A 14,208-nucleotide genomic window follows, 5' to 3' on the forward strand; every position below is an offset into this window, starting at 1 on the left:
CTACATTTTTTTAGATTTCATTTGCTTATAGAGGGTTGTTCTGTGATCAAACACTTATAAAGATTTTTGCTGCCAAGCATGATATTGCTCGCGGAAAGCGGCAGGCCAAGCGGCTTCATCCAAGCTGTACTGTGCAAGGAAAGCGAATGCCCAGCGTTCGATACCAAAGCCTACACAGCCAGTAACTGCGTTACGTTTGCCCATTTTTATATTAAAGGCAGTGCCGAATGTATTGCTATGGAAATTAACGGAACTGCAGGCAATTGATTTGTTAATATATGGAATGTTCAAGCGCAGCTCGTATTTCATTTCCTGATTGCGCTGGAAGGAAGCTTTTGTTTGGAAATCGTTCGTGAAGAATGGATCGTTGGCAATCTCGAATAAGCTGTCCACATTCCACTCAACGGCGAGCTCTTTAATATACTCGATAGAGCGGAGACGGTTTTCCTTTACAAACTCAGGTTTACCGACAAAGATAATCTCCCTCATGCTGAAATCAAGCAATCGGCCGAAGTCACTGTGGTTACGTGATTCAAAGCGGTGACATTTGGAGATCGCTGTCACTACAAGGCCATCACCTTCGAGTGTTTCATTCTGTAAGCCTTCATAGCAATGATAGCATGTAGAAGGATTCATGGTGAACTTGGGCGTAGGCATATTCGCATTAAGATCTAGCGGTGCATCCTGCTTCCAACCGCCTGCATCACGGATAGCCTGGGAGAATGATTCAATAATATCCAAATCCTCACGAAGATGGGTCAGGAAATGAATATGCTCAGGGAACGATGTGAAGTGATTTGTTTTGTTGAGTGTATCGCAGTGAATCACAGCTGGGTAAGCTTCTTCCTTCACATCGGTGAAGCGATTAGCGATTTTCGTTACGAACGAATAATCCAAGAAGCGCATTAGGCTGGAGAAGGGCTCCCGGAAAATGAATAAACCTGGCTCTAGTATTTTAATGATTTTTCGGTCAACGAGTTCAGAAATAATGTCGCCTTCATAAGGAGTATTGACCTTGTGCTCAAATAATATGTTTTCTTTAAATCCGAAATCGCCATGGGAGAAACGCTCTATCAGGCGGTGCACTTGCGCTTCGATGACTTCATTGCTCTTGGCAGATTCGTGAGTGATATAAATATGATTATTGTCAAGCCGGATGTCCCGGATATTCTCGTCAATGAAGGCGGCAGCGTACTTCACCTGACCATGCTGGCTGGATGCCAGTCCCTCAAGGGATACGACGCATTCCATAGGTAATTACCTCGCAATCTTTTTGTGGATGAAATCGGCGATTTCTCGCACTGTATTCATAGAATACAGCATCAGGTCTTGATTCGTCACCTGGATGCTATAGGTTTTCTCGATGTGGGCGATTAAAGCTGTAGCGCCAATAGAATCAATATAACCGTAATCGAACAAATGTACATCAACAGTAAAATCATCATCATCCGACTCAATCTCATAACGTGTGCGGATATGTTGTTCGAGCTGTTCCAGCAGGTCCTGCATGGGATAAGCCTCCTTAAATAATAGCTGAGTTAAAAACGGATCGTGATTGTTGTTGCAGCGCCGAAGTGCGTAATAGTATACGTTTGTTCGGCTTCCTGCTGGTTAATTTGCAGCTGTTCACCTTCGATCACAAGCGGTTTCGCGCTCTGAAGCTGTACTTGCTGCATGCCGTTTGCGTTCAGCTCTAAGGTCCAGCTGTCCTTGTTTTTGTGCAGTTTGTAAGGCACATTAGAGCGAAGCATATGCGGTTCGGCCGAACTAGACGACAGAACGGTATCAATAGGTGCTCCTGCTGGAACACTTAAAGTAGGGTTCGCTGAGACATCAGTTACGGCTGTCTTCTCGTTTAAGAATCGGATTTGTGTGGTCTCTGGTACGCCGAGATAAAGTTTGTTGTTGCGCCAATCGGAAATATCAGAGTCCGTCTTCAGGGAACGTTGTGCATAAGCTTGTCCTCGTTCGATGGACAGACCTAGCGTCCCTTTATATTCCGCTGCTTGCTGCGGTACATAATCCGTTATAGGTTTGATGTGAATCGAAGGCTCAGTGTGGATGCCAACGATATTCTTTAATCGGTCTAACACTACGTCAGTCCATGGCCGGGATATTGTGACACGGGTTGTTAATGTATTTAAGAACGAGCGTGCCATCTGTGGTTCCGTCATGAAATTATAGCTTTGCTTATTACGAATTTGATCCAAGTACTTAACGAACTCGAGCAGATCTCCGACACGAGTCGGGAAATGATACTCTATATGCTCAAAGTAATCAATCGGCATATCGAAGTTGATGTACGATTGAAACAAATCCTCGGTCGAGTAAGTAGAATCAAGCCGTAGTACTGGTGCCGGAGTGCCAAGCAGCATCGGCGGGCTGGAAGGCTTTCCAGTTGCCGGGTCCGTCATAAGAAATGGCATGCCCCAATTGTAGGCCAAGCCTAGCCGGGGGTCGTCGGGAGCATTGGACGGCTTAAAGCCAAAGTTATACCAAATACCGGCATCCTGCTCGTTACGCAATGTTTGCGTGCGATTCGGGTTATTGATTCGCCAGGTATGCTGATTGGTTCCAGGCATGTTCCACGGGATACCTAATTTGTTGAAGGACTGCTGCTGCAGGGCTATTTCGTCCTTTTCTTGCTGTTCGCTTGTAAAGTTATGGACGAAAATATGCGGAAACAGCTCCAGGTAGTTATCTTTATTATATTGAACAAACGTCTTCAACTGCTCGGCGTAAGGGAATTTCGGATCGTCTACGGTTGTAGGCATGCCGAATTCCAACTGTCCGACGATCAGATCGTCTTTGCCGTCATGGTTCAAGTCGTACCATAGGGGCACGGAATTATGTCCGCCAACGAGAGCACGATTGCCGAGTTGGTTCGTCGTGGCGCCTTCCAGTACACCGGAAGGCTGCCATGTGCCATCGGCCTGCTGCAGATACACGCGCAGGTCGCCTTCGCTGTTGCCGACCACAAGATCAGGTCGGCCATCGCCGTTTACGTCGCGTATCGATGGCGCGGCGAACGGGGCAGGCAGCGTGAACAGCAGGCTGCCCGCGTCAAAGGCAAGTGGTTCCGCGGCAGCACCGCCGGAGGAGCCAGAGCCCGCGCCTGCGGCGCTGCCGTGGCCCGCTGCGCGGTGGCCGCGGTAAAGCGTCACACCGCCTGCGGCATCCCCGACCACCAGGTCGGGAACGCCGTCGGCGGTGACGTCGCCCACAGCCGGAGCCATCGGCGCTCCGGCGTGCAACGGCTTGCCGCCCGCCAGCAGTGCGGCGGGCGCAGCGAACGTGCCGCCGGCCTGGCCGTAGGCGACGGCGAGCGTGCCATCGGCGCGGCCAAGGACAAGGTCCGGCCAGCCGTCGCCGTTCAGGTCATACGCCGCTACGCTGGCGTAGGCTCCGCTCTGCAGCGGCTGGCCGTCGCTCAGCCGCAAAGGCTCGCGCTTACCGAAGGCATCGGGCGCATTGACACTGCTGGGCAGCATCTGCCCGGCATAAGCGTCCGGCTGCGCCCCGAGATTAGGGTAAGCGTAGATGCTTCCGTCGGCCGACCCTACCAGCAGCTCTGGTCGGCCGTCGCCATTCAGATCCGCCAGCGCCGGATAAGCGCGGTGAGGCTCTAGTATGGGATCACCGAGTGAACGGTAATCGGGATACAGAGCCAACTGAACCGGCTTATCGCCGCTCATAATGCGGGTGCCGCTGGAATAGAAGGAATTCGGAGTTTCTCCGTGAAACAGCGGCTTCTCGTTACTGCCGATGTTCAAATGTACGGAGACCGACTCCTGCCATCGGCCCCAATGAAATGAAGAGCGAACGAGTGTGAAGGAAGGCAGCTGGTTGTATTTCTTCAGCAGCTCAGCCCACTGGATGCCTTCGCCATCTCGAATCGCCTCTATCGCTTCAAAATGATTCTGATGGGCCATCGCCGGTCGCCCATAAGGACCCAGTACCTTCTTCACGCTGTAGCCCAGCAGTTCTTTGGATACGAATGCTGCGTATTCGCTGCGGAACAGCGCACTTCCTGCTGCGTATGTAAAGTCAAAGTAGGGCTCTAGCGGCAGCTGTCTGCGGTCAAAATAAAGAGCGCCAGTCGCAGGCTTCTTAGCACTGTTAGTCGATTCCGCTAATTTGGCAAAGCCAAGGCTGGGGTCCATGCCGCTGCTCATATCGTAGCCGGTAATATGATACCGGTTCGGGAGCAAAGCGCTGCTTAGCATCACGGTCCCTTTACCATAACGGTTCAATGCGGACAGCGCTGAATCATTCAACAGTACAATCGGTTCCGCAGTCGAAGGAATGATTCCTATACCCCAGGAATATTGCTTGAGATCAGCCAGTCCGTCATGGGAAATGTAGTTGTCCATGAACTGTCTAAATAGCTGCTGCAGGGATTGCAGGTTCAGCTCAACCTCAGGATATGTGAAGGTAGGTACCCCTTCTTGAGCTTTCTTGCCGCTGCTTGCGCTCATGGCTGTCGGCGGAACGATATCGACCAGCTGTTTGGCGCCGATAAAGGCGAGCGGGAAGTCTGCAGCCAGACGATTTTCTAAAAACAGATGCCCTCCGTCTGCTACATAGCTTTGCAGCAAGTCCAGCTGCTGCTTAGTCAGTGCTTCGTGAAGAGAGGGATCCAGATAGATAGAATGATATTTTTGTAATTGTCGGAGCGTTAGCTTATCCATAGACTGACGTTCCAGCTCTAGGTTTGCGACCAGTGATTGATGTAGTTGGCCATAGGCTGCCGGATCGAAGCTGTCGCCATTCGAGACATACAGCATGCGTACAGATAGTTTTTTGTCTAACAGGGTTAGCACACATACAAAGATCAGCAGGAGGGCAATAATGCCGCCTGCAATTCGGACCATAGAAATCTTCAAGGAAACCCCTCAATTTATAAAATAGCTTGGTTGACTACCCTGCCATTATAGCACGGATGTCGGGCTTTGTTAACTTTTGTCGGTCCGGCAGGGAGCCTGGAATAGGAGCAGCAGAGCCGATTGACTTACAAATAGGCAGTAAGGTCTTACAAGCTTCTCAGGTTAATCGTCGTATGCCTTCACTCGGTTTCTGCCTTCGATTTTGGCTCGGTAAAGGGCAGAGTCCGCTCGTTCTATCAATTCCCTAGGAGATATATAGAACGGAGGCATAATGGTCGCTACCCCAATACTAACCGTCACGACGTTGCAAACTTTAGAGCTGCTGTGTGGAATCGCCAATGCTTCAATAAGGCTGCGAATTTGCTCAGCAATACCGATGGCGACGTCTAAGTCTGTGTTGCAGAGGATGACGGCGAATTCCTCCCCTCCATAGCGCGCAACCATATGATTGCTGTGAGCGAGTGCATGCTCCGTATGGCTGGCCAACATGCGCAGACAGTCATCTCCGCCCTGATGTCCATAAGCATCGTTGTATGCCTTGAATTCATCTGCATCGAACATAATCAGGGAGAGCGGCTCGTCCTTCTTCATAGCGATTTTCCATGATTGGTCAAGAAACGAGTCGAAGGATCGACGGTTAGCTATACCGGTCAATCCGTCCAGATCGGACAGCCGTTGTAACGCGGTTATAGCTTGCTGCAGCTTTTGTTCGGTAATTTTACGGTCGGTTATATCTCTAATTGTTGTTACAAAAGCAGGCTGTTCTTTATAGGAAATAGATGACATAGATACTTCAACATCAATCTCCACACCGTCTAACCGAATATATTTCTGTTCTATTCGTTCCGTCTCAGCTGTTTTGTTGAGTCTTTCATGGGGCTGCTGTTGTGGTTCTTTATGATACAGAGGATGGATGAACTGCTGAAGGGAACTTCCGATGACTTCTTTAGGAGATGCAGCATGTAACAGCTGTAATCCTTTTCCATTGACGAACAAAATCGTGTTGCTATCATGTACAATAGTAGCGTCAGGGGATTTTTCGATAAGCGAACGGTATCTCTGTTCACTTTCTTGAAGCTTGAAGAATAAAGTGTTCATTCGATATATATATAGGTAGAGATAATAGGCTAATTGTCCGCATAAGAGTGCAACCAGCCAATAAAATAGTAACAACGATTGAAGCGTGGATAAGCTTAGACCAGCATGGGCTCTGTTAATGAAGATAGTAGAAGAGATGACAAGTAGGCTTGCTACATTTAATAGAGGAAAGCTTAGCTTAACAGGCTTAACCCTATTCAGCAGCAGACCGCATCCGGTACCGATTAACAACATGCAAGAAGCGGCTGTAACCGAGGAGAAGCTAAAACCGAATAGTCCGATTCGAGCGAGCGCAACTATAAATGAGCTGATGAGTGCCGCAGGTAGCCCGCCTTGCAGGGCAGCTATCATGATGGGAATATGGCGCAGGTCCATGATGGTAAGAGCATCAAGGCGGATCGTATATACCATTAGCAGAATCCCTTGGAGACCATAGCAAATCCCAATCCATATTTGAGTATTTAGTAATGAGGTGCGGTGCAGAGGATACTTTCTAAATAATTGCCCGATAATGAAGAAAGAAGCTATTAATATGGCGGCGTTTATTACAAAATCATTTACCATCGTAAGGAGCTCCTCTTCTTAATTTCAACAATCAAGTAAGTGGATAAAATTATAATCCATTCCTATTAATTAGACAAGAAATCGTAGGATTCAGCAAAATTTGACTGAAATGAGATTCTAATGCCAATTGAACGGGTTTCAAATAACGGTGCCGGCTTCCAAATTCCGGTTTCATTGGCTTTAACGCTCTCGTTTCTGTTAAACTATAAGAATCAATATGGAAGAGTATTCGGAGGAATCAGCATGACGAAAATTTTAAAAACAGATGTGGAGCTTTTGGCTCCGGCCGGAGATTGGGATTGTTTGCGGGCTGCCGTTGCTAATGGGGCTGACGCCGTTTTTTTTGGAGTGGAAAAATTTAATGCGAGAGCTAGAGCCAATAATTTTCATACAGATGAGCTGCCGGATATTATGTCTTTCCTTCATTTGTATGGGGTGAAAGGTTTTTTGACGTTTAATATTTTGGTGTTTGAGGAAGAGCTGCGGGAGGCCAAAGAGCTGATCGAAGCCTGTATAGAAGCTGGGGTAGATGCGGTTATTGTTCAAGATCTGGGGTTGGTCCGTATGATCCGTGAGATCTCGCCGGATTTTCCGATTCACGGCTCTACACAGATGACGATTACCTCGCCGGAGGCGGTGGAGTTTACTAAGCCTTTTGATATTGAGAGGGTTGTTCTAGGTCGGGAAAATAACCTTAAGCAAATCAAACAAATCGGGGATCAAGCGAAGCTGCCGATGGAAGTATTCGTGCATGGAGCACTATGCGTTTCCTACTCGGGTCAATGCTTAACCTCCGAAATGTGGGGCGGACGCTCCGCCAATCGCGGTGAGTGCGCACAAGCCTGTCGTCTGCCGTACGATCTGATGATCGATGGTGTGCAGAAGCCTATGGGCGATATTGCCTATCTGCTGTCGCCGAAGGATTTGGCAGCTTTAGAGCTTGTGCCGGAGCTGATCGAAGCGGGAGTAACCTCCTTTAAAATCGAGGGACGATTGAAAAGTCCTGAATATGTCGCTAACGTGGTCAGCAAATACCGCCGTGCGATTGATCGCTACTTTGAGGATGGGGATGCTAAGCCGACAAAGGAGGAGCTGCGTGAGCTCGAACAAAGCTTCTCTCGTGGCTTCACTTATGGTTTCCTGAAGGGAACGGATAATAAGAAGCTGGTTGAGGGTACGTATCCCAAGAGCCGGGGCGTTTTTATAGGACGTATAAAGCAAATTCTGCGTGACGGTGTAGTTTGTGAGCTGGAAGCGCCGTTGAAGCGCGGTGACGGTATCTGCTTTGATGCTGGCGACCCAACGAAAAAAGAAGAAGGTGGCCGTGTCTATGACATCCGCCGCAAAGGCGTTAAGCTGGAGGGCGAGGCGCCTGGTGGCTTGATTGAGATTGTGCCTGGACGTAACGATGTTGATTTAGGACGGCTGCATGTAGGCGACCGGATTTGGAAAACAAATGATCCGCATTTGGATAAAAGGCTTCGCCAATCGTTCGAGACAGATAAGCCTTACTGGACTTTCCCTGTGTCGATTCGTGTGACGGGAACGCTGGGACAGCCGCTTAAAAGCTGGTGGACCGATGATCAGACGGGACATACTGAGCTTATTGAGTCTGAGCTGCCACTTGCGCAGGCAGAGAAACGCCCGATGGACGCGGCGTTGTTCGAGGAACAGTTTGGCCGTTTGGGCGGTACGGTGTTCGAGCTTTCACAGCTCGATGTGCAATTGAGCGGCGAGTTGATCGTGCCGATGCGCGAGCTGAACGGCATGCGCCGCCGCGCGGTCGAGCTTCTGGAGTTGAAGCGCCGGCAGCCTAGAGCCTACGTCAAGCACAGCGTTGACGCATATGCCGATACGCCTGTGCGCACGGCTTCGTCGCCGCAGCAGTCTGGAGACCCAGCTGCGAAGCTGACTGTGCTGTGCCGCACGCTGGAGCAGGTGCACGCCGCGCTGGAGACAGAAGTCGACATGATCTATGCTGACTTTGAGTTTATTAAGCAGTTTCCTGCCGCAGTCGAAGCCGCACGGAAAGCTGGCAAGCGTATTGCGCTGGCTACGCCGCGTATTCATATGCCTGGAGAAACCGGCTATTTCAAAAACATAACGAACCTGAAGCCGGACGCCGTTCTGGTCCGTAATACTGGAGCTGTCTACTACTATTTGAAGCAGCGGCTTGAGCATCCGCAGGAGAAACACCCGGAGCTGATTGGGGACTTCTCGCTTAACGTGGCTAACCATAAAACCGCTGCCTTGTTTCTCGATGCGGGTTTGGATAAAGTGACGCCTTCGTACGATCTTAATATCCAGCAGATGGTTGATCTGTTAGGAAGAACAGATACCTCCCAATTGGAGGTCGTTATTCATCAGCATATGCCGATGTTTCATACCGAGCACTGCGTCTATTGTACCTTCTTAAGCGAAGGCACGGACTTTACGAACTGTGGTCGCCCTTGTGAGGATCACCGTGTATCTCTGCAAGACCGGGTAGGCATGTCTCATCCTGTAAGAGTTGATGAAGGCTGCCGCAACACGGTGTACAATGCTATCGACCAATCCGGAGCCGAATATGTTAGCAATTTTATGGATCTGGGAGTGGCATCATTCCGGGTAGAGTTTCTGGAAGAAACGGCTGACAAGGTGCATGAGGTCATTTCGCTGTACCAGCGTGCGCTGCGTGGCGAAATTAGCGGTACGCAAGTCTGGAAGAAGCTGAAAGCAACCAATCAGTTGGGTGTGACAAGAGGACAACTGGTCAAGTAATCGAGAAATGAATATAAAATGGTAAATATTTCACAAAATATCCTTATAATTGATTTTTTAGGGCGTAATCGACAAAATAATTGTCGTTCTGTCAGATATTGTATAGTACAATAGCTCCATGCTATAGACCAATAGAATAGGCCGTTATCTGTGGCCTATTCTATTGGTTTTAAGTATGGGGTTTATTTGAAAACTATATAATGGGGGAAAAATCATGCGTAGTACGGGTATTTCAACAAGATCCACAAGAATATTCGCTATCATCATAAGCATCTGTCTGATCTTTTCATCTTTCAGCATGGCTTTTGCTTCAGATGACGCGAAAGACATCAAGGGGCATTGGGCGGAAAACCAACTGAAAGATTGGACCGCTAAGGGCAACATTCAAGGGTATGCAGATGGGACGGTTAAACCGGACAATTCGATTACAAGAGCCGAATTCATGACTATAGTGAATCGTTCGTTCGGGTTTAAGGATAAAGAAGAAGTTAAAGCGAAAGATGTAGACCCAAATGGATGGGAATACGAGCAGGTAGCTATAGCATTGAAATCAGGTTACATCAGTGGTTATGAAGATGGAACTGTAAAACCTGGCAGCAAAATAAGCCGTCAGGAAGTAGCTGTTATCATCGCTGCATTACTTAAGCTGGATACCGCTAAAGGCGGTGATCTTAGTAAATTTAAAGATGCAGTAAACCTTCCAAGCTGGAGTAAAGGCGCTATTGGAGCTTCTGTAGCAATAGGAGTTCTTAATGGTTACGAGGATGGAACGCTTCGTTTCGAGAATAGCATTACTAGAGCAGAAGCAATCGTCATTCTTGATCGTGCAGCAGGCGGTGGCGCCGTGGCTACCTATGATAAAGCAGGTACATACGGGCCTGAATCCGGCAACCAAAACCTAGAGGGTAACGTGGTTATTAATACAGGCGGGGTTACTCTTCAGAACGTTACCATTACCGGTAACCTGACATTGGGAGAAGGTATTGGAGAAGGCGATGTTAATCTTAATAATGTTAAGGTTAGCGGTGATACTTTCGTTAATGGCGGGGGTGCTAACTCGATTCATTTCAGAAACAGTGTGCTTGTAACTATTATTGTTAATAAGAAAACCGGCGAAGTACGTATCTTGGCTGAAGGTACAACTACTGTGAAGCAAGTAACGGTACAAACTGGAGTGAAAATCGATAACTCCAAGGCAACTAACGGTGGATTTTCCAACGTGAAACTGGAAGACAAGCTTCCTGCCGGCTCTAAGGTATCCCTTTTAGGTAACTTCGATAATGTCTCTATTGCAGCAAAAGCTATAGTAGTCGAAGTTCCGAGTGGTGAGATTAAGAATTTAGATGTTGGGGAAAAAGCAGGGGATACACAGTTAAACCTGGGTAAAGAAGCTAAGGTCTTAGACTTAGTTCTGAAAGCTATACTGAAGGTTCTAGGCGAAGGTAAGGTTGGAAAAGCGACTGTTGAAAAAGGAGCCGAGGGTTCAACGTTTTCTACTCCCCCTGGTTCGACAACAGGTTCTGGTGTTACTGGAGGCGGCGGCGGTGGTGGAGGTGGCTCAAGCAAGGGTAACACCACCACCCCAGCAGCTAATCAAGTATCAGCGCCAACTGCTGACCCAGCGGCTGGGGTGGTAGATGCAGGAATAAAAGTGAAATTGAGCTCAGCAACAGTAGGGGCAGCAGTTTACTTTACTAAAGACGGTAGTAATCCAACTACTGCAAGTATTGCTTACGATTCAAATGGTCCTATAACGGTTAGTTCAGCAATGACTATTAAGGCAATTGCTGTAAAAGCAGGGATGACAAACAGTGTGGTATCGACGTTTGCTTATACTACTGCTGTTGCTGATACAACTGCTCCATTGGGTGGGACAGTGTCAGCATTAGCCATTCATACAACTGGATTTACATTAAGTTGGACTGGATTCACGGATAACAAAGCTGTAACAGGCTATAAGGTTTATCAGGTAGAAAATCTATTAAATGGTTCAGTTACTGGTTCAACTTATGCTGTAACAGGGTTAAGTCCTAACACTAACTACGATGGGAAATTTAGCGTTAGAGCGTATGATGCGGCTGGTAATGTAAGTTCGGCGGTATACCTGGCGACAGTTACGACGGCACCATCTGATGGTACAGGACCGATAACGGGCAAATATGCAATTGCGTCCTTCAAAGCAACGGATGCTAACGTGCTGAGTCTTGAGTTGAACAGTGCATTGACTGAAGAAGCTGCTGCAAACCTAAAAGTTGAGCTTAAAAAGGATGGTAACGTAATTACTTCTGGCTACATTATGAAGTGGGATGACAAGAAAACAGTGGCCACTTTAACTTTTGATTCAAAGTTCCAAGAGTCTAAATATGATGTTTCTATTAGTGGGCTTAGCAACATCGATAACATTAATAAAACAGCTTCTGTTACTACATCTGTAGAGAAAATCATAAAAATTGAATTTCTGACGACATCAGGTACACTCCCTTTGACAACAAACAAAGCAGGAGTTCCGATAAGAAAAGTACGTGTTGATTTCAAAGCTATTAACCAATATGGTGTGAAGGCTAAATTAGATTCAAGCAGCTTTGATATTGATGTGAGTGGGGGTACATTCAGCAAAGTCTTTAATGAACAAGCCATTCAATTAATGGAAGATCAGGGAACTGAAAGAAACGACAAAATCTCCATTACTATTGTGCACAAAGACAGCGGAGTGCAACTCAACAAAATTTTTACTGTTGGCGACTACTCGATTGTCGACAAAGTTGAGGTCGTCGACCTAGTGAACTCTTCAGGCACAAAAATCGTCGATATTGCAGCAACGAGCGCTAACAATTTTTTGCTAGTTAGAGCTTATGACCAATACGGTTTCCGTGTGGAAGATAAGGGAACGTTGAATGATGATATTACTGTAACCTTCTCAGACAGTGATCTTGAGGCAGGATCAGGTTACGGCCATCTGCCGCTGGATCCATTCGTTGACGACGTAGTTGGAGATGATTCAGCTGATATGCAAATTCGTTCTGTAAGCAACGTAGAAAAAGATATTACTATTACTATTCACACTAGATTTGGTTACGTTACAACTAAAACAGTCCACATTTTCGCTGCTAATATGCCCGCTGCTATAGAGTTTGGCCCATATGACTACTTATTGGCTGAGGATGACGTTATTACCGGCGATGAGGATGTGGATAAGAAATTTTATATTCCTTTGATCCTGAAAAATTCCAAAGGTGAGCTGTTGGATGCGGATGATATCGTAAATGCATATAGCAACGGCGATAAAGACAGCAAGTTTATAATTAGTTATTCGAGTGGAATTACTTTTGGAAGAGATAGGAGTTCACAAGTCGTAAAAACGGGTGCTTATAAAGGATATCTTGTAGTTACTAGCATAGACAGAAAGGGCCCTCAGTATATTACGGTTAGATTGGAAGACTACCCAACAGTTACTTCAACATTAAACATTCCTGTATATGAAGCTCGTAAACCTGATTCCATTAAAATTACCACTATGCCTAAGAAGTACATTCTTGGAGGAACTGATACAGAAGTAAAATTTAAAGTTTACGATCAATTCGGTACAGAGATGAAATATGTTAATGACATGGATGCAACGTACAAAGTTAAATTGTCTTACACAGGTGTAGGTATCGCTGCACCTGGAGCGGGTGTTCCTGCTGAAGAGGTTTACTTTGCTTCTAAAGAGAGGTCAACACTACCTTATTCTACACCGTATACAAACCTGTATAATAATAGAGCAATCGTTCTTTCTACCGTTCACGGGGCACCAGAAACTTCTCACGAGTTTACTTTGATCAAAAACGCTCAATTTATTTACAACCCGTGGGATAATTTCTTTGACAAGTCCTTCAAATTTTATTCCACGAGCAATTCGCCTGAAGGAATTTGGAATTTGAAGGCAACGCTTATTAAATATCCTAATACTGGATACCTGGCAGGACAGGCGATTGAAGTTGACGCTATTTCGACCACTATTGAGCGTATTGATCCTAATAAGACTGAAAGCAAATTGACTTATGAGCTTTACCTCGATAAGAGTGTCAACAATATGATTCTTGCGGTCGACGATTTCTATGATGTAAGTAACAAGTCAAATGTAACTGGGGCAACGTATGTATACGATAATTACAGGAAGGTTGCTAAAGAAATTAAGCTAAGAGCTAGAAAAGCCAGTGGTGAAGAAGTTGCAATTGCATCAGGAGTGTACACAGGTTCAAATTCGAGCACTATCGTAGCTGTTACTTCTAATAATCCATTAGTTGTCGATGTACCTAATATGGGTACTCCAAGCGGTAAAAACTTTATTGTTGGTTTGGATGCCGGAGCAGCAAAGGTTAGTGTAATATACAGAAACGCCAAAGGCGAGCTAGAGACCAAAACTATTGATGTAACTACAAAGAATGAAGCTCCTGCAGTAGCAAAGATGGTTCTGGGCAGAACCTACAAAGCGGTTTCTGCTGCAAGTATCGATGGTGCTTTCCTTTGGAGTAGAGCACTTGCTGAAAAAATCACTGTAGTTGATCAATTCGGTGATGAAATTGTTTCTGAGTTTAGCCCTGGTGATATAAATGAAGAACGTAACATTTCTGATCAATTTTTGATCAAGAATGGCGTGGTTGGTCAACAAACGAATGACTTGTTGAAACTAAAATTCTACCTCTCAGATATTATTGGGTGGGGCGATGTTAATAAAGCTGTAAGCATTGATAACAACGGCAAGATTACTTACAAAGGCAATTCTGTGTCTGGTTTTACAGTTAACGTAATAGCACCAAATGGTGTTTCTGCATCTATTGGAGTATCTGTTAGGTAGTAGGTAGTAATTAACTTATAATTTATTTATAAAAAGAGGACCCTACGGGGTCTTCTTTTATAT

General features: G+C 46.4%; 6 protein-coding genes. 2 read left to right on the forward strand and 4 right to left on the reverse strand.

Going from position 1 to position 14,208, the window contains the following annotated elements; genetic code table 11:
* Positions 1-54 precede the first annotated feature (54 nt).
* The 4 genes from GC093_RS18410 to GC093_RS18425 all read right to left on the reverse strand — a co-directional run bounded on the left by GC093_RS18410 (position 55) and on the right by GC093_RS18425 (position 6,548).
* Positions 55-1,251 (reverse strand): class-II aminoacyl-tRNA synthetase family protein, encoded by a 1,197-nt coding sequence (locus GC093_RS18410; protein ID WP_171653348.1) that lies wholly within the window; start codon positions 1,249-1,251, stop codon positions 55-57.
* A 6-nt stretch (positions 1,252-1,257) separates the two neighbouring features.
* The gene (locus GC093_RS18415) at positions 1,258-1,509 is read right to left on the reverse strand and encodes an acyl carrier protein (protein WP_171653349.1); all 252 of its coding nucleotides are present in this window, start codon (positions 1,507-1,509) and stop codon (positions 1,258-1,260) included.
* A gap of 29 nt (positions 1,510-1,538) precedes the next feature.
* Positions 1,539-4,886 (reverse strand): FG-GAP repeat domain-containing protein, encoded by a 3,348-nt coding sequence (locus GC093_RS18420; protein WP_246314730.1) that lies wholly within the window; start codon positions 4,884-4,886, stop codon positions 1,539-1,541.
* Positions 4,887-5,048: 162 nt separating this feature from the next.
* Positions 5,049-6,548, reverse strand: coding sequence for a diguanylate cyclase (locus tag GC093_RS18425; protein ID WP_171653350.1), 1,500 nt, complete (start codon positions 6,546-6,548; stop codon positions 5,049-5,051).
* 243 nt (positions 6,549-6,791) lie between these two features.
* On the opposite strand from GC093_RS18425, the gene GC093_RS18430 reads away from it, so the two are divergent.
* Together GC093_RS18430 and GC093_RS18435 are read left to right on the forward strand one after the other, a co-directional pair.
* A complete protein-coding gene (locus GC093_RS18430; RefSeq protein WP_171653351.1) occupies positions 6,792-9,308 on the forward strand; it encodes a U32 family peptidase in 2,517 nt (838 codons plus the stop codon).
* A 214-nt stretch (positions 9,309-9,522) separates the two neighbouring features.
* Positions 9,523-14,145, forward strand: a complete 4,623-nt coding sequence (locus tag GC093_RS18435) for an S-layer homology domain-containing protein (RefSeq protein WP_171653352.1) — start codon at positions 9,523-9,525, stop codon at positions 14,143-14,145.
* Positions 14,146-14,208: the final 63 nt, after the last annotated feature.

The organism is Paenibacillus foliorum, assembly GCF_013141765.1.
Taxonomy (GTDB): Bacteria; Bacillota; Bacilli; order Paenibacillales; family NBRC-103111; genus Paenibacillus_S; species Paenibacillus_S foliorum.

What these genes read in the sequence shown, in the direction of transcription:
- GC093_RS18430 (WP_171653351.1), top strand. Translation starts at nt 6,792, where the DNA reads ATGACGAAAATTTTAAAAACAGATGTGGAGCTTTTGGCTCCGGCCGGA.
- GC093_RS18435 (WP_171653352.1), top strand. Translation starts at nt 9,523, where the DNA reads ATGCGTAGTACGGGTATTTCAACAAGATCCACAAGAATATTCGCTATC.
- GC093_RS18410 (WP_171653348.1), bottom strand. Translation starts at nt 1,251, where the DNA reads ATGGAATGCGTCGTATCCCTTGAGGGACTGGCATCCAGCCAGCATGGT.
- GC093_RS18415 (WP_171653349.1), bottom strand. Translation starts at nt 1,509, where the DNA reads ATGCAGGACCTGCTGGAACAGCTCGAACAACATATCCGCACACGTTAT.
- GC093_RS18425 (WP_171653350.1), bottom strand. Translation starts at nt 6,548, where the DNA reads ATGGTAAATGATTTTGTAATAAACGCCGCCATATTAATAGCTTCTTTC.